Here is a 16,333-nt window from a genome sequence, read left to right as displayed (position 1 = left end):
TTCTCCATCGACCCAACACTTCTGGAGAACACGATGAACATCCTGCAAATCAACGGTAGCGCCCGTGCCAACGGTTCGAACTCCACCCGCGTCGCCGACGCGATCACGGCGCGCCTGAAGGCACGTCATCCGGAAGCGACGGTCGAGCTGCGCGACCTGGCGCGCGACCCGCACCCCGTGCTGGACGAAGCCGCGCTGTCCGCGCTGTTCACGCCCGCCGAGCAACGCACGCCGGAGCAAAGCGCCCGCGTGGCACTGGACGACGCGCTGATCGCGCAACTGAAACGCGCCGACGTGATCGTGCTGGGCGTGCCGATGTATAACTTCAGCGTGTCCGTGCAAATCAAATCGTGGATCGACGCCGTCGCCCGCGCCGGCCAGACCTTCCGCTATACGGCAAACGGCCCGGAAGGCCTCGTCACCGGCAAGAAAGTCTACGTGGGCCTGGCCCGCGGCGGCATCTACCGCGACACGGAGCGCGACTCGCAAGTGCCGTACCTGAAAGGCGTGCTGGGCCTGATGGGCATGACGGACGTCGAGTTCATCTACGCCGAAGGCGTGAACATGGGCGAGGACCGCGCCACTGCCGCCTTCGACGAAGTGGCCACGCAGATCGACGAAGTGGTCGCGTAAACGTCTACGCGATCGTATCGACTACCCCGCCATCCACCCGCAGCGCCGCGCCCGTCGTGGCCGACGCCTGCGGCGAGCAGACGTAGACGATCATGTTCGCCACCTCGTCCACGCTCGCCGCGCGGCGCAGGATGGAGCTGGGGCGGTGCGTGCGCACGAAGTCCGTCGCCGCCTGCTCGACCGACGTATCGGCTTCTTTCGCCGCGCCTTCCAGCATGGCGCGCACCCCTTCCGACAGCGTCGGCCCCGGCAGCACCGCGTTGACGGTGACGCCGCTGCCGGCCGCCAGCTTCGCCAGCCCGCGCGAGATGGCCAGCTGCGCCGTCTTCGTCATCCCGTAGTGGATCATGTCGGCCGGGATGTTCAGCCCCGATTCCGACGAGATGAACACGACGCGGCCCCAGTCCCGCTCCAGCATCCCTTTCAGGTAGTGCCGCGCGAGGCGCACGCCCGACATCACGTTCAGCTGGAAAAAATGCTCCCACGTGGCGTCGTCGATCTCGAAGAAATCCTGCGGCCCGTACGTGCCCGCGTTGTTGACGAGGATGTCCACGTGCGGCTCGGCGTTGAGTAGCGCCGCGGCGCCTTCCGCCGTCGCAAGGTCGGCGGCGACGCCACGCAATTGCGCGCCCGGCACCCGCGCCAGCACGGCCGCGCGGGCACGTTCGATGGCATCGCTGGAGCGCCCGTTGAGGATGACGGTGGCGCCCGCGTCGGCGAGCCCGATGGCGGTCGCCAGGCCGATGCCGGCGGTGGAAGCGGAAACGAGTGCGGTCTTGCCGGTCAAATCGATGTGCATGATGTCCCTTTCAGCGGGCGACGAGGCCCAGTTGCTGCATCAGTGTGAGGTTGTCTTCGATGTGCCAGTTGTCGGCGATCTTCCCGTCCGCGATGCGATAGATGTCGGTGGCGATGAAGTCGACCGCCTGCCCTTGTCCCTGCGTGGTGTCCCACCGTCCCGTGAAATGGCCGTGGAAGCGATAGTGCACGGTGACGCGGTCGCCCGCAACGATCAGTTGTAGCAGGTCGGCCTGCAGGTCCGGGATCGCCGTGCGCACGAATTTCGACGCGGCCAACGGCCCCGGCACGCCTTGCGCGCGGCCCGGCGGCAGCGTGCGGTCCGTGAAATCGGCTGCGAGCGCGGCGCGGGCAAAGCGTTCATCGCCAGTGTGCCAGAACGTGGCGTAGCGGCGCGCCGCCTGCATGTCCGCGTCACGCCGGGCCGGCGGCAGCGACGGGTCGACGATGACTTGCCGGGCGCTGACGAGTGGTTCGTCCGCACTGGCCGGCAGCGCGACCAGCATGGCGGCGAGGATGGGGATGGATTTCATGTTCGAGCTCCTTGATTCGATGAGTCCATCATAGATTTCACGCTGAACGAAAAATAGCGGCAGAATACGAAATCATTGTTTCCAAAAAGCGCAAGATGGACACGCTCGCCAACAACTTCCCTGCCCTCGTCGCATTCGCGCGGATCGTCTCGGCCGGCAGCCTGTCCGCCGCCGCGCGCGAGCTGGACGTGCCCGTGTCCGTCGTCAGCAAGCGCTTGTCCTTGCTGGAAGCGAGCCTGGGCACGCGCCTCCTGCAGCGCACGACGCGGCGCCAGACGCTGACGGACGAAGGCCGGCTGTTCCACGCGCGCGTGCTGCGCATCCTGGACGAGGTCGAGCAGGCCGAAGCCCTGCTCGCGCAGCGCCGCGACGGCGTGCACGGCCTGTTGCGCATCACGGCGCCGGGCGAATTCGGGCGGCGCTGGCTGGCGCCGATTGCGGCCGCGTTCCAGGAGCTGCATCCGCAAGTGACGATCCAGCTGGAGCTCCTGGATGCCGTCGTCGACCTGCTGGACAGCGGCCATGACCTCGGCGTGCGCTACGGCGCGCTGGCCGATTCCTCGCTCGTCGCGCGCGCGCTGGCGCCGAACTACCGCGTGCTGTGCGCGTCGCCGGCGTACCTGCAGCGCCACGGCGAACCGCGCACGCCGGCCGAACTGGCGGGCCACCGCTGCATCGTGATCGGCGATCAACGCCGCACGGACTGGAAGTTCGACGGCGACGAGACCGCACCCGTGCGCGTGGACGCCGCCTTCCTCACGAACGACGGCGGCGCCGCGCAGCAGCTGACGCTGGCCGGCAGCGGCATCGCGCTGAAATCGATCTGGGACGTGGGGGATGACCTGGCGGCCGGGCGGTTGCGGCGTGTGCTTCCGAACCACGCGATGGCGGCGGCGCCGCTGCATGCGGTGTATCCGCACCAGAGGAATCTGGCGCCGCGGGTGCGGGTGTTCGTGGAGTATCTGAAGGAGAGGTTGAAGGCGGCGTGGCGGTGGTAGCAACCAACGTCATTCCCGCGCACGCGGGAATCCATACCGAGTACGCTACGGACGCTCAGCATGGGTTCCCGCTTCCGCGGGAACGACGGTCTTCAGCTGACGGCCGCCTCCAGCAACGTCACCGTCCGCGCCTCCGTATCCAGCCGGCCCCGGATCCCGACCGGCATCGTGAACTGGTTGCGGATATGCCCGAACGAATACCCCGTCACCGCCGGCACGCGCAGCGGCTGCAGGTGCACGTCGAGGGTCTCGTCCAGGGTCAGCGACGGCCCGTCGCCCTGCGGCCCGCAATTCTCGCAGATGCCGATCATGACGCCGGCCGCCTTGTCGAAACCGACCGCCAGGTCGAGCTGCGTCATCCAGCGGTCGATGCGGTACGGCTCCTCGTTCACCTCTTCGAGGAACAGCAGGCCGCCCGTGAAATCCGCCGCGTACGGCGTGCCCGCCAGTGCGCTCACGAGCGACAGATTGCCGCCGATGAGCGGGCCCTCGGCGACGCCTCCGTGCACGGTGCGCGTCGCGTACCACGGCTCTTCCAGCGCGCGGCGGTCGTTCTCCGCCGACATCGGGATCGTGTAGGCGTCTCTCGGCTCCATCAGCACGGCCAGCAGGTGCTCCGTCGAATACCCGGACGGCGTGCTCGATGCGACCGGGCCGTGGAACGTCACGAGACCCGCGTGGCGGTGGATGGCGAGGTGCAGCGCGGTGATGTCGGAGTAACCCAGCAAGACCTTCGGATGCGTGCGGATCAGGCGGTAGTCCAGGTGCCGCAGCAGCGAGATGCAGCCGGAGCCGCCGCGGATCGCCCAGATGGCTTTCACCTCGGGATCGCGGAACATCGCGTGCAGGTCGGCGATGCGCGCCGCGACCGTGCCGCCGTAATTGCCCCACACGTCGCGCAGGTACGTGCCCGGCTTGACGCGGAAGCCCAGCGCCTCGATGTGCTGCACGGCCTTCTCGATCGAGGCGTCGCTCGTGTAGCCGCCCGGTGCGACGAGGCCGACGACGTCGCCGCGGCGCAGGCGCGGTGGTTTGATCAGTGGTGTCATTTTTCTCGATGCGGACCGTGCAGGCGCGAACGGAAGCAGCAGCGCCGCCGCCATCATCGCGTTGAATCGTCGCCTGCTGTTCATGGAATGAGGTTCAAGTAAAACGGCCCGCGCCGCGGAAGCTTGTGGCTTCCAGGGTCGCGGGCCGCAGGTCGTGCCAAGGATACTGGCGCTACCGATTAGAAGAAGCGATATTTGACGTCGAAACTCAGCGAGCGGCCGCGCGGGTCGGCCACGCGCGGATCCCAGCCGGCGCCCACGACTTCGTCCACGTTGTGCGCCGTGAACGGCGGGTCGCGGTCGAACAGGTTCTGGATGCCGACGGTGACCGTCGTGTTTTTCAAGCCCGTGTACGTCGTCGACAGGCCCCACGTCGTATAGCTGGCGACGTGCGGATTGAAGCCGGCCGGCGGCGTGCCCTTGCCGCCGTTCGGCACCTGGTCCTTGTAGCCGTCGCGGTACAGGTTACTGAGCAGGAAGCTCCACGCGCCCTTGTTCACGCTGAACGTGGCGTTGTGCTTCCAGCGCAGGTAGATATCGCGCGTGTAGAAATTGCCGGCGTATTCGACGTACGGCTGGCCTTCGAACTCGGCGAACTGGTAGCTCTGCGTCCAGGTGCCGTCTAGGGTCGCGTTCCAGCGCCAGCCGTCCGGCAGGTTGCCGCGGCCGCGCAGGCCCACGTCGGCGCCGCGCGTCTTGAGGCCGGCCGCGTTGATCCAGCCCGCGTCGACGTAATCGATGGTGCCGTCCGCATTGCGGTGGATGTACTCGCCCAGCGCAGCCGCATTGGCCAGCACGACTTGAGGCGTGCGGTTCAGGATGCGGTCCTTGACGTTGATCGCCCAGTAGTCGACCGACATCGAGAAGTTCGCGTTCGGCTCGACGATGAAGCCCAGGGTGCCCTGCCTGGAGGTCTCCGGACGCAGGTTCGGGTTGCCGCCGCTGAAGTAGTTCAGGCGCTCGATCGCGCAGTAGCGCGGGTCGCCCGGGTGGGACGCGCAGCCGACCGGGTCGGACACGCCGTTCGGCAGTTCCTGGTCCAGGCGGCCGGAATACAGCTGCGCGAAGCTCGGCGCCAGGAAGCCCTTGTTGGCCGAACCGCGCAGCATCAGCCAGCTCGTGGGACGATAGCTGAACGCGATCTTCGGATTCGTCGTCGCGCCGATCAGGCTGTAGTCGTCGCGGCGCAGCGCCAGCTGCAGTTCCAGGTTCTTCATGACCGGGACCACGAGCTCGGTGTAGATCGCCTTGACGTTGCGGTTGACCGTGTCCTGGTTCGCGTTACCCGGCGCCAGCAGGATCTTGGTCGCGTCGACGTCCTGCGCGAAGCCATAGCCTTCGCGGCGCAGGTCGGTGCCGATCGCGCCCTGCAGCGGGCCGGCCGGCAGTTGCCAGATCTCGCCCGAGATCGAGGCATTGAACTGCGTGAGCGTCGTCTTGCCGTGCTGGAGGCGGCCGTAGAACTTGGTGCCTTCCAGCGCCTGCATCGCGGCGGCGCTCTGGCCCTGCGACGGCGCGGCGAACGGGTTCACGACGCCGCTGCCCAGCACCTGGTACAGCGCGCTCGTGTAGGCATAGCCGTCGACGAGGTCCGTCTTGGTGTGGCTCTCGCTGTGCGACAGGTCGATCTTGTAGTCCCACTTGCCGGCGAGGACGCCCTCGGCGCCCGTCATCAGGCGCACGGTGTCGGTCGTGTAGTTCTGCGTGCGGTTACCCAGCGGCCAGGCGCGCCATTTGTAGATGATCGGCTTGGTCTTGTCGAAGGACGCGATGTACGGCGACAGGTCCTGGTAGTACGGGCCGCCCACCGGATACGCGTTGCCGTTCGCGAGCGACGTGGAAATCTGCGCCGGCGTCAGGATCGCCAGCGAATTCGTGTGCGCGGCGACGGCTTCGGCGAACACGCGGTGATCCGGGTTGACCTGCAACGTGGCGCGGGCGACACCGTTCGTGCGCTCCGTCGGCAGCTGCATCACGTAGTCGCCGCCGTAGTCGTAGGCGCAGGAATAGGTCGAGCGCAGCGGCGACGTCACGTCCTTCCACAGCGCCGTCGCGTACTGGTTCATGCCCTGCACGCTGTCGCACTTGCCCTGCAGGGAGAGGAGACCGGCCTGCAGGTATTTGTTCGGATCGCCCGGCATCTGGAAGTTCGAGCCCAGCGCGGTGCCGGCGCCGGTCAGCTGGTTGGCGACCGGGGTGCCGGTGGTGTCCGGCGACAGGCCGCGCGCCGGCTGGTAGCCGTTGGCGAACGAGCGCTGGTGCGAATCGAGTTCGTTGTTCCGGTCGTAGCCGACGGCCACCATGACGTTGAAGCGGTCGGTGTCCAGGTTGCCGTGGCCGGCCACGACCTGCAGCCGGCGGGTGGCGCCGCCGCCGTGCTCCGTCCAGTTGCCGGTGGCATTCGCCTGCACGCCTTCGTAATTTGTCTTGAGGATGAAGTTGATGACGCCGCCGACGGCGTCCGTGCCGTAAATCGCGGACGCGCCATCCTTCAGCACTTCGATGCGGGCGACGGCCGCCAGCGGGATCGTGTTCAGGTCGACCGCCTTGCCGGACAGGCCGTAGCCCGAAATGCGGCGGCCGTTGATCAGCACGAGGGTGCCGGTCGGGCCCAGGCCGCGCAGCGACGCGAACGAGCCGCCGCCGCTGACGCGGTCGGCATCGGCGCCGAACACGTTATTACCTGAAGTCATATTGTCGGCGCCCGTGCCGTTGGCCGAAATCAGGCGCATCAGCTGTTCCGCGTTCGTGACGCCCTGCTTGTCCAGCTGGTCCATCGTGATCGTCTGTACCGGCAGCGCGCCTTCGGTGGCGATGCGCTTGATGCTGGAACCCGTGATTTCGACGCGTTGGATCGGCTTGTCCGTTTGCGCTTGCTGCGCGACGGCCGGGGCTGCGGTACCGATCACGGCGATCATGGTCGCTAGCTTCTTTAACTTCACGTGGCTCTCCTTGGTGCACGATGACGTTGGCATGAATTGTTGATTCAAAGGTAAGCGCACTGACGCGCGCCCAGCCAATGAAAATTCCGGCGCTGACTATAACTGCAGGGAATATTTCACGTAGTCAATCTAGCAAAAAGTATCACTTCCCTCGTGCAGCACGTGTCCTTTCCGCAACATCGACATCCAGATAACGCCATTGCGTGAATTCGACAGGGTGGCGTTTGTAGTTTTTCAGCCACGGTTGTCGGATATCTGCCGAGAGCACATGCGTCAGCGGCACCCACGGGTTATAGGCGTGGATCAGCTGGTTCATCTCGAAGTACAGCTTCTGGCGCCCGGGACCGTCCTTGAGCGCGTGCGCCTGCTCGTAGCGTTCGTTGTAGGCCGGCAGATTGAAACGCGCGTAGTTGGCGCGTCCCGCATTGGGGCCGTACAGCAGCTGGTAAAAATTGTCGCCGTCGGGGAAGTCGGCGATCCAGTTACTCTCGAACATTTGCACCTTGCCGAGGCGCGATGCCTTGATGATCTCGGTTTTCTTGTCCGACTTGAACACGACGCGCAGGCCGACGGCATTCAGGCATTTGCGCCACAGTTCGTCGCGCAGGCGGCCGCCGACCGTCGCTTCGCTGCTCATCTGCAGCGTGAGCGGTTCCGTGCCGCCACCCGCCTTCGGCTGTCGCCGAAACCCATCGGGGTCGCGCTTGTCGTAGCCGAAGCGGTCCAGCAGCGCGTTCGCCATCGCCGGATCGTACGGGACGGGGCTGCGGTAGTTCGGGTCATAGCCCAGCACGCCCGGCGGCAGCGGCGATTCGGCCTTGATCGCGAACCCTTGTTTCAGCAGCGCGATGTCCTCGGCGCTGTTGTAGCTGAGCGAGATCGCACGGCGCAGCGCCACCCTCTCCTTCGAATAGCCGCCCAGCACCGGATCCTCCATGTTCATCCACATGTAGTAGGTCTGCAGCACGGGGAAGCGGTACAGCTGCATGCCGCGCGCGGTGAGCTCGGGTTTCAGCTTGCCGTTCCTGATGACCATGTCTGTCATCGATTCCGGCACCTGCTCCAGGTAGTCGTATTCGCCGTTCAGGAAGCCCAGCATGCGGCCCTGGAATTCTTCCGCGATCTTGATGTCGACCTTGTCCACGCGCGGCAGCTTCTGGCCTTCGAGCGCGCGGGCGATGGCGCGGTCGGCGGGATCGGCGGCCGGGTCCGTCGCCACGCTGGAGTGAAAGACGGACGTCGACGCGGGATTGGCGACGAGGACGATGCGGTCGCTGCGCTTCCAGTCCCCCAGCATGAACGGTCCCGTGCCGACGGGGTGATTGCCGGCCTGGCCCGGATACGCCTCGACCACTTCACGCGCGACGACACCGGTCGCCGGCGTGGCCAGGTAAAACAGGAAATTGTTATCCGGCTCGGAAAGACGGATGCGCAGCGTGTACCGGTCGATGGCCTGCAGGCCCGGGATGCCCGTCGCGTAGCTGAAACGGTCCTTCCACGCCGCATCGCCCAGCAGTTTTCCCTCGAACATGAACGACCACGGCGATTTCAGGGTCGGGTCATACAGGCGCTGGATGCTGTAGACATAGTCGGCCGCCGTCACCTCGCGCGGCGGCCCCTTGAACGCCGGGTCGGGCGTAAAACGCATGCCGGGGCGGATGTGGAACGTGTACGTCAGGCCGTCGGCGGAGATCTCGGGCAGGTCCTTCGCGCCATCGCCCTGCAGTTTGACGGGGCGCGCGAGGTAGTCGTAGCGCAGCAGCGGATCGAACAGGTTTTCCAGCAGGGACAACGTGGCGATGTCGGACGCGACGGCCGGGTCCATGCCTGTCTCGCTCGTCGACAGGAACATGTGCAGGACCTTGGGTTGCGGGCCTTGCGCGGCGGCGAATGGGGCGAGAGCGGTGAACAGCAGGGAAGCGAGGAAGGAGCGGCGAGTCGGCATGGCGAGGTCCTGGAAGCGTTGCGTATCATAGGCTCAGGCCTTGGACCCAGGCAATACGGCAGCGCGATAACAGAACGCCAAGCTTTCCAGAGGCGCATAACTTTTTTACATATCCCTAGCCCATACTTTCATCAGTGCAGCTTGCTCAGCGCCTATACTCTCCGCTGCACAATCGAGCTCAGGCGGCATCAGCCGCCGAAACTACGACACCCATGGCTTTAAATTACATCTGGATCGGCTTCTTCCTCGTCGGCTTCGTTGCGGCATTGGCCCAATGGATCTTCCTCGGAGACACCGAGATCTTCAAGCGCATCATCGACGGCACCTTCGACGCGGCCAAGATGGGCGTGATGGACATCGCCCTGCCGCTGGCCGGCGTGATGACCCTGTGGCTCGGCATCATGAACATCGGCGAAAAGGCCGGCGCCGTCGGCTGGCTGGCGAAAGTGATTTCTCCCTTCTTTTCGCGCATCTTCCCGGAGGTGCCGAAGGACCACCCGGCCACGGGCCACATGGTGATGAATTTTTCCGCCAACCTGCTGGGCCTGGACAATGCCGCGACCCCGTTCGGCCTGAAGGCGATGGAAAGCCTGCAGACGCTGAATCCAAACAAGGACACGGCCAGCAACGCGCAGATCATGTTCCTCGTGCTGCACACGTCGGGCCTTACCCTGATTCCGCTCGCGATCATGGCGCAGCGCGCGATCCTCGGCGCGAAAGACCCGTCCGACATCTTCATCCCGTGCATGATCGCGACCTATGTCGCCACGGTCGCCGGCATCATCGCCGTGTCGATCCGCCAGCGCATCAACCTGCTGAACGGCGTCGTGCTGGGCTGGCTGGGCGGCATGACGGCCGCGATCGCCACGCTGATCTGGTACTTCACGCAATACCTCACGAAGCCGGAAATCGAGACCGTCTCCAAGGTCGCGAGCAATTTGATCCTGTTCTCCATCATCGTCGTGTTCATCGTCGGCGCGATGATTCGGCGCGTCAACGTGTACGAGGCGTTCATCGAAGGCGCCAAGGGCGGCATCCAGACGTCCCTCACGATCATCCCCTACCTCGTCGGCATGCTCGTCGCCATCTCCGTGATCCGCAATGCCGGCGTGCTCGGCTTCGTCGTGCAGGGCCTGGAATGGCTCATCCGCATGGCCGGCCTCGACACCGCGTTTACGCCCGCCCTGCCCACCGCGCTCATGAAGCCGCTGTCCGGCAGCGGGTCGCGCGCGCTGATGATCGACGCCATGAAGACGTATGGCGTCGATTCGTTCGTCGGCCGCCTGGCCTGCATCTTCCAGGGCTCGGCGGACACCACGTTCTACATCGTCGCACTGTACTTCGGCTCCGTCGGCGTGCGCAAGACGCGCTATGCGATTTCCTGCGGGCTGATCGCCGACTTTGCGGGCATCATCGCGGCCATCTCGGTGGCCTACGTGTTCTTCGGATAATGGCTATAGCAAGAACAAAAAGGACAGGCATGCTTCGTCGTCACGCACTGACTCTTCTCTCCGCCGCGCTGCTGGGCATCGGCATGCCGGCCGCGGCCCAACTGCAACCGTCACCGCCGGCGTCGATGACGACGCCGCTGCCGATTCCCGTCACGGACGCCCTGCGCGCGGCGGCGATTCCCGAGGATGCCGTGAGCGCGCTCGTCCTGCGCGGCGACAAGACGGTGTTGTCGCACCTGGCCGACCATCCGCTGCATCCCGCGTCGACGATGAAGCTCGTCACCACCCTGGTCGCCCTCGAGCAGCTGGGCCCCGTGTTCCGCGGCCGCACCGAAATGCGCACGACGGGCGAGGTCAAGGGCGACGTGCTGCACGGCGACCTCGTGCTGCGCGGCGGCGCCGACGTCGACCTGTCCACCGAGACGTTGACGACCATGCTGCGCGCCCTGCGCTACCAGGGCATCCGCCGGATCGACGGCAACCTGGTCATCGACCGCACGCTGTTCAATCCGGCGCGCGCGGACGTCGGCGTGCCGCCGTTCGACGAGTCGCCGGAGGCCTACTACAACGCCATCCCGGACGCGCTGTTCGTCAACCGCAACATGCTGCAACTGGACATCCGCTCGACGCCGCGCCCGGACGGCAAGCCGGCCACGCGCGTGCGCGTCGCGATGCAGCCCGAGCTCGACGGCGTCACCGTCGACACGGACATGAAGCTCATCGATGCCGACTGCGCCACCTGGGAAAACGGGTGGAAGCTGCCGGAAGCCGTGCCGCGTCCGGGCGGCGGCATCAAGGTCGTGCTGCACGGCACCTTCCCGAGAAACTGCGTGGCCAGCGAATCGATCAACGTGATCGACCGCCAGGAATACGTCGCCCGCCTCGTGCGCCGCCAGTGGAAGACGCTGGGCGGCACCATCACCGGCACGGCCGTCGAAGGCGCCACGCCGCCGGGCGCGCGCCTGCTGGCCGAGCACGCGTCGCGCCCGCTGCCGGAAGTCATCCGCGACATCAACAAGCCCTCCGACAACACCCTCGCCCGCCTGCTCTTCCTGAGCCTGGGCGCACTCGAGCCCGACCCCGTGCTGGGCAGCCATCCGCAGCCCAACACATCCGGCACGACCCTTACGACGCTTGCCCGCAGCGAGGCGGTCGTGCGCGCCTGGATGCGCACGCACGGCATCGACGACGCCGGCTTCGTCGTGGAAAACGGCTCCGGCCTGTCGCGCATCGAAAGCATCACGCCTGTCCAGATGGCGGGCCTGCTGCAGGCTGGCCTGCGCAGCAACTGGGCGCCGGAACTCCAGGCCAGCATGCCGATCGCGGCCGTGGACGGCACGATGCGCCGCCGCCTGCACGACAGCCCCGCCGCCAGCCGCGCGCGCCTGAAGACGGGCACGCTGTCCAACGTCGTCGCGCTGGCCGGTTACGTGCCGGATGCGGACGGCAGGCAGTGCGTGCTCGTCGCCTTCGTCAACAGCGACCGGGTCGGCAATGGGCGCGGCCGGGCCGTGCTCGATGCGCTCGTCGACTGGGTTGCGCGGCTGGATGGGACGCCGTCGGCCGTACCTGCAGTTACGAACTCGGCGAACGGCGCTGCGACGCCGTAACGGTGCCGATGGCGGTCTCGACGGTGCCGCCGTCGCGTATCGCCGCCCACCCTACGGCTTGCTGACCTGTCCGGCTGCGGCGAGCGGCGCGTCACCACCCTCCAGCCACGGCGTTCCCGGCAGATTGGGCTTCGCTTCCACCAGCGACACCTGCGCCTTCGTGTTCGCGCGGATCGTGCGCACGATGTCCAGCATCGTGGTCTCGGTGAATTTTTCCGGTGTGCCGAGCATCATGCCTCCGACCCGGCGCGGCCAGGACAGCCAGCCGCCTTCGGGCTTCGTGAAAACGGCGTACATGTCGAGGTGGTAGCCGTTCTTGTACGGGAACAGGCAGGCGACCATGTTCATGTTGTCGCCGCCGCGTACTTGCGGGGCGGCCTTGGCGGTCCAGGCGGCGCCTTCGCAGCTCGGGCTCTTGTCGACGGCGGTGCCGGGCGCGGCGCTCGTCGGGTCGGCCATCTTGAAGTGGCCCGGTAGATCGGTGGCCTCGGCGGCCGGCGTCGCGATGGAGGCTTCCTTCACGTTGCGGTTGAGGCCTTCGGTGGCGGCACTGGCCACGGCCTCGCGTGCGGCGTCGGTCTTGATGTCGAATACGCGGTAGTACTCGACCGTCGTGTCGCGCGCGGCGAACCGGCTGCCGGCGTCGGTGCCGCAACCGGCCAGCGCGGCCATGATCAGCAGGATAAAACCGGACAACAACGAACTCTTCATCTCTTTCTCCTTCGCGTGGGCGTGGGTCAGTGGACCGATTGTCCCGGCGGAGAAATGCAGGAGAATGAGCTTGCTCAAGCGTGCACGGGTGCCGTCAGCGTGGCGCGACAGCACCGTGCGACGGGGTCAGAGCACGCGGCGGAAAGTCTGACGCACGAGGTTGCGGTCGCCGCAATCGAAATGCCACCACTCCGTGTTGATGCCGACGAAACCGGCCTGGAACATGGCGTCGCGCAGCAATTGCCGGTTGGCCACCTGCTCCGCCGACAATTCACCGCTGGCCAGGAAGCGGGCTTCCAGCGCGGGATGCGACAGTTCCGTCATGTCGTCGAAGCCAGTGCCCATGTCGAGTTCGCGGCCGTCCTCGTCGAGGATGGTGATGTCCAGCGCCATCCCGAACGAGTGGATCGAGCCGCGCTGCGGATGCGCGAGATACATCTGCAAATCGGTACCGGCCAGCGCATCCCATAGTTGCTGCTGGACGCGCTGCGGACGCAGGGCGTCCAGCACGAGCGGCGTGCAGCCGGGGCGTCGCGCCTTCAGCCACGCGACGACGCGCTCCAGCGCACACGCCGCGTCGCGGTGCAGCCAGGCGCAATCGTAGGGAGAGTACAAATCGCGGCCCACGAAATTGTTCGGGGTCGCGTAGCGCAGGTCGACGGCGATACCGGCGATGGTCGACAGGTGGCGGAACTCGGGGTGGCCGGCGACGTCCTCGCTGGCGATGGTATTCATGAACATCCCTTATCCAACAGATTGCGCGCCGTGGCGCCGATGCACATGGCCAGTTCGCGCGCGCCGTGCGACAGCGGCGCGTGGCTGGCCGTCAGCAGGTACAGCTGGACGGGGATCGTCGGCGCCCACGGGCGGCACTGCACCTTGCCCGGCGCCGCGGACGCGGCCGTGAACGGATCGAGCACCGCCGTACCCGCACCCGCCTCGACGAGAGATCTCGCGATCTGGTACGTCTGCACGACGGTGCGAAAGACCGGGTGCACGTCCTGCGCCTCGCATGCGGCCACGACCATTTCGCCGAGCGGGTCACGGTCGGCCAGGCCGATCAACTCGCCGCTGAGACCGGACGGCGTGATCGCTTGCGCGCACTCCGCGTCGGTCCACGTGCCGGCCGGCGCCATCACCATCAGCGCGCCCTGCGCGATCGGCTCCGCTTCGATGCCGGGGTGGCGCGGATCCTGCAGCGACAGCGCCAGGTCGGCCTCGCCGAGACGCAACGCGTTCACGATCTCGCTCGTGTGGAACGTGGCGAGCTCGCAGCGGGTCTGCGCGAAATCGCGGCGCCACACGGTCAGCGCGGCGGGCAGCACGGAGACGGCGATCGTCGGCGTGGAGACGAGCCGCACGGTTTCCTCGGCGCGGTTTTTCAGGCTCGCGGCCAGGCGGCGGATGCCCTGCAGGTCGCGGTTCAGCTTTTCGGTCTCGGCGAACAGGCGGTGCGCTTCCGGCTTCGGGATCAGCTTGCCGCGCACGCGCTCGAACAGCGGCATGCCCAGCTGCAGCTCGGCGTGCTGCAGGACTTTCGTCACGGCCGGCTGCGAGATGTGCAGGACCTGCGCGGCGCCGCTGATGGTGCCGACCTGCATGATGGCGTGGAAGACTTCGATATGGCGCAGGCGCATCGTCAATACCTGGTCACTGCTGCACAGGCGCGGGCGGCACCGGCGGCTGCGGCGGTACCGGCGGCTGCGGCGGTACCGGCGGCTGCGGCGGTACCGGCGGCACCGGCGGCACCGGCGGTTGCGGCGGTTGCGGCGGTTGCGGCGGTTCCGGAGGTGCCGGCGGCGCGGGCGGTATCGGCGTCACATCCGGCGTGATGACGGGCGCCGTAATGACCGGCGCCGGCAACGGCTGCGGCAGCGGACCGCTCGGGTTCGTCAGCGCTTCCAGCAGCGCGGCCGTCTCGACGTCAGGATTGCCGTCGATGTTGGCCGGACGGTATTTCATCTGGAATGCCGACAGCACGGTGCGCGTCTGCTCGTCGAGCACGCCCGACTGCACGAGGCCGTAGCCCCACGTCGCCAGCTTCTTCTGGTACCACGCGATGTCCGGCAATTGCACCTGGAAGATCGGCACGAGCATGGCGACGCGGTCGGCATTTGGCCACGCGACGAGGCCGGCGGCCGCGAGCTGCCGCCACGGGAACATCGGGCCCGGGTCCTGCTTGCGCAGCGGGGCGATGTCGGAGTGGCCCAGCACGTTTTCCGGCGCGATGTGGTGGCGCGTGACGATGTCGCGCACGAGCGGGATCAGCGCGTCGATCTGCGCTTGCGGGAACGGTGCGTAGACGCGGCCGGTCGGCGTGTCCTTCCAGCCCAGGTTGACGATCTCGATGCCGATCGAGCTGTTGTTCAGTTGCGTGAAGTTCTTCCAGCTCGAATTACCCGCATGCCAGGCCGCGTTTTTTTCGTCGACGAGGTTGTAGATGACGGGAACCGGATCGGCGGTCACGAGGTAATGGGCACTGACTTCCTGCTGGGTCAGGATCCTGAGCGATTCCGGGAAGTTCTGGGCGGTGTAGTGCAGCACGAGGAAACGTACGCGGCTGGCCTGGCCCTTGGCCGTGTACGTGTGGTCGTATTGCGGTCCGGATGGAGGCGGCGTGGCGCAGCCGGCCAGCAGGGCGAGAAGCAGGGTCGCGACGAGTGTCTTCATGTCGATGTCATGGGGTTGAGTGGATCGGCAGCGAGCGCCATGCGCGCCGCCGCGTGATGGGCCTGGCCCGGGGTCTGTGTCAAGGCGATGCCGGGCAGCGTCGCGCGCATGGTGTCGACGATCAGCGGATGCAGCTCCGCCGCCCGCCCGGACACGGCGACGGGACGCGGTCCGAAGCGCCCCGTCAGCGCCAGCGCGAGGCGCGCGAGTTCGCGGCCGGCCGCGCGCAGGATGTCGGCTGCGACGGGATCCTTATCGGCCGTCGCGGCCACCGCGAGCGCCAGCTTGCCGACGGCGCCCCGTTCCTGGCCATAGATGAACTGGCGCGAATATGCCCAGTCGGCGCCGCCGACGTAGTCGAACACGGCCTGCGCCAGCGGCGACGATTCCCAGCTGCCGGGCCGCTCGTCTTCGAGGCGCCAGACGTGGCGCAGCGCTTCCTTCGCGATCCAGAAGCCGCCGCCGCCATCGTCCAGCACGACGCCGCGGCCGCCCGCACGGTGGAACTGGCCGTGGGAGTCCACGAAGGCACCGATGGAGCCCGTGCCCGCGTACACGAGATAGCCTTCGCCCGGCGCGAAGCTGGCGCGGTAGGCGATCTCCATGTCGCTGCAGAAGTGGATGCGGGCCGGATCGAGGTGCAGCTCTTCCGCGAGCCAGCGCTGCAGCAGTTCGCTGTCGCCGCCGAAGCCCGTCAGGCCCGCTTCCACCCTGCCCGGCACGCCGTGCACGAGGGCTTGCGTCGCCAGTTCGGCGAAGGTGGCGCGGACCGTGTCGCGGCCGTGCGGCGTGCCCATCTGCAGCGCGGACAGGCCGGCGACGCGGCCCTCGGCCACGATGGCGCCGCCGGGCGCGGCAAGGGCCCAGCGCGTCTCGGTGCCGCCGGCGTCGATGCCGAGTCCCAGGCTGCCAGCCGGACTCGGCGGTATAGGTTCGGGTTGCGAATCGATCATGATCACCCGCCAGTGTACGCCGTCAGGCGCTCATCGGGCG

13 protein-coding genes and 1 pseudogene are annotated in these 16,333 nt (G+C 67.1%); 4 read left to right on the top strand and 10 right to left on the bottom strand.

What is annotated here, in order from left to right; all coding sequences use genetic code 11:
- Positions 1–33: 33 nt before the first annotated feature.
- On the top strand, positions 34–633 hold the full coding sequence (locus tag ACEN9H_RS30985) for an FMN-dependent NADH-azoreductase (protein WP_413673223.1): 600 nt from the start codon (positions 34–36) through the stop codon (positions 631–633).
- Between the two features lie 4 nt (positions 634–637).
- Here the strand turns inward: ACEN9H_RS30985 and ACEN9H_RS30980 are convergent, their stop codons facing one another.
- Together ACEN9H_RS30980 and ACEN9H_RS30975 are read right to left on the bottom strand one after the other, a co-directional pair.
- Positions 638–1,432 carry an SDR family NAD(P)-dependent oxidoreductase gene (locus ACEN9H_RS30980; protein ID WP_056126054.1) on the bottom strand — a complete coding sequence of 265 codons (795 nt, stop codon included), beginning with the start codon at positions 1,430–1,432 and terminating at the stop codon, positions 638–640.
- Positions 1,433–1,442: 10 nt separating this feature from the next.
- Complete coding sequence (locus tag ACEN9H_RS30975) at positions 1,443–1,964, bottom strand: ester cyclase (protein WP_371763150.1); 522 nt, start codon at positions 1,962–1,964, stop codon at positions 1,443–1,445.
- 95 nt (positions 1,965–2,059) lie between these two features.
- On the opposite strand from ACEN9H_RS30975, the gene ACEN9H_RS30970 reads away from it, so the two are divergent.
- Positions 2,060–2,962 (top strand): LysR family transcriptional regulator, encoded by a 903-nt coding sequence (locus tag ACEN9H_RS30970; protein WP_413673222.1) that lies wholly within the window; start codon positions 2,060–2,062, stop codon positions 2,960–2,962.
- 92 nt (positions 2,963–3,054) lie between these two features.
- Here ACEN9H_RS30970 and ACEN9H_RS30965 read toward each other — a convergent pair whose 3' ends face one another.
- From ACEN9H_RS30965 to ACEN9H_RS30955, 3 genes are all read right to left on the bottom strand, one after another.
- Positions 3,055–4,011, bottom strand: a complete 957-nt coding sequence (locus ACEN9H_RS30965; protein ID WP_413673221.1) for a S66 peptidase family protein — start codon at positions 4,009–4,011, stop codon at positions 3,055–3,057.
- 179 nt (positions 4,012–4,190) lie between these two features.
- Entirely contained in the window at positions 4,191–6,953 is a 2,763-nt protein-coding gene (locus tag ACEN9H_RS30960; RefSeq protein ID WP_413673220.1) for a TonB-dependent receptor, read from the bottom strand.
- Positions 6,954–7,095: 142 nt separating this feature from the next.
- Positions 7,096–8,898 carry an ABC transporter substrate-binding protein gene (locus ACEN9H_RS30955; RefSeq protein WP_413673219.1) on the bottom strand — a complete coding sequence of 601 codons (1,803 nt, stop codon included), beginning with the start codon at positions 8,896–8,898 and terminating at the stop codon, positions 7,096–7,098.
- A gap of 212 nt (positions 8,899–9,110) precedes the next feature.
- Between ACEN9H_RS30955 and ACEN9H_RS30950 the strand changes: the two genes are divergently transcribed.
- Together ACEN9H_RS30950 and dacB are read left to right on the top strand one after the other, a co-directional pair.
- A complete protein-coding gene (locus ACEN9H_RS30950; protein ID WP_056126046.1) occupies positions 9,111–10,349 on the top strand; it encodes a nucleoside recognition domain-containing protein in 1,239 nt (412 codons plus the stop codon).
- Positions 10,350–10,378: 29 nt separating this feature from the next.
- Positions 10,379–11,959 carry a D-alanyl-D-alanine carboxypeptidase/D-alanyl-D-alanine-endopeptidase gene (gene dacB, locus ACEN9H_RS30945; protein ID WP_413673218.1) on the top strand — a complete coding sequence of 527 codons (1,581 nt, stop codon included), beginning with the start codon at positions 10,379–10,381 and terminating at the stop codon, positions 11,957–11,959.
- A gap of 51 nt (positions 11,960–12,010) precedes the next feature.
- Here dacB and ACEN9H_RS30940 read toward each other — a convergent pair whose 3' ends face one another.
- The 5 genes and pseudogenes from ACEN9H_RS30940 to ACEN9H_RS30920 form a co-directional block, all read right to left on the bottom strand.
- Positions 12,011–12,670, bottom strand: a complete 660-nt coding sequence (locus ACEN9H_RS30940; RefSeq protein WP_371763143.1) for a hypothetical protein — start codon at positions 12,668–12,670, stop codon at positions 12,011–12,013.
- Positions 12,671–12,796: 126 nt separating this feature from the next.
- Complete coding sequence (locus ACEN9H_RS30935; protein ID WP_413673217.1) at positions 12,797–13,405, bottom strand: M15 family metallopeptidase; 609 nt, start codon at positions 13,403–13,405, stop codon at positions 12,797–12,799.
- Positions 13,402–14,307 (bottom strand): LysR family transcriptional regulator, encoded by a 906-nt coding sequence (locus ACEN9H_RS30930; RefSeq protein ID WP_371770744.1) that lies wholly within the window; start codon positions 14,305–14,307, stop codon positions 13,402–13,404. Before ACEN9H_RS30930 ends, ACEN9H_RS30935 begins: the two co-directional genes overlap by 4 nt.
- A 253-nt stretch (positions 14,308–14,560) precedes the next feature.
- Positions 14,561–15,340: pseudogene (locus ACEN9H_RS30925) on the bottom strand (N-acetylmuramoyl-L-alanine amidase); the annotation flags it as partial.
- Positions 15,337–16,293, bottom strand: a complete 957-nt coding sequence (locus ACEN9H_RS30920; RefSeq protein WP_413673216.1) for an N-acetylglucosamine kinase — start codon at positions 16,291–16,293, stop codon at positions 15,337–15,339. The pseudogene ACEN9H_RS30925 and the gene ACEN9H_RS30920, both read right to left, overlap by 4 nt.
- Positions 16,294–16,333: the final 40 nt, after the last annotated feature.

The organism is Massilia cellulosiltytica (assembly GCF_047325105.1).
Classification (GTDB): domain Bacteria; phylum Pseudomonadota; class Gammaproteobacteria; order Burkholderiales; family Burkholderiaceae_D; genus Telluria; species Telluria orientalis.
The sequence above is the reverse complement of the archived record's forward strand: the minus strand, read 5'-3'. Positions and strand labels throughout refer to the sequence as shown.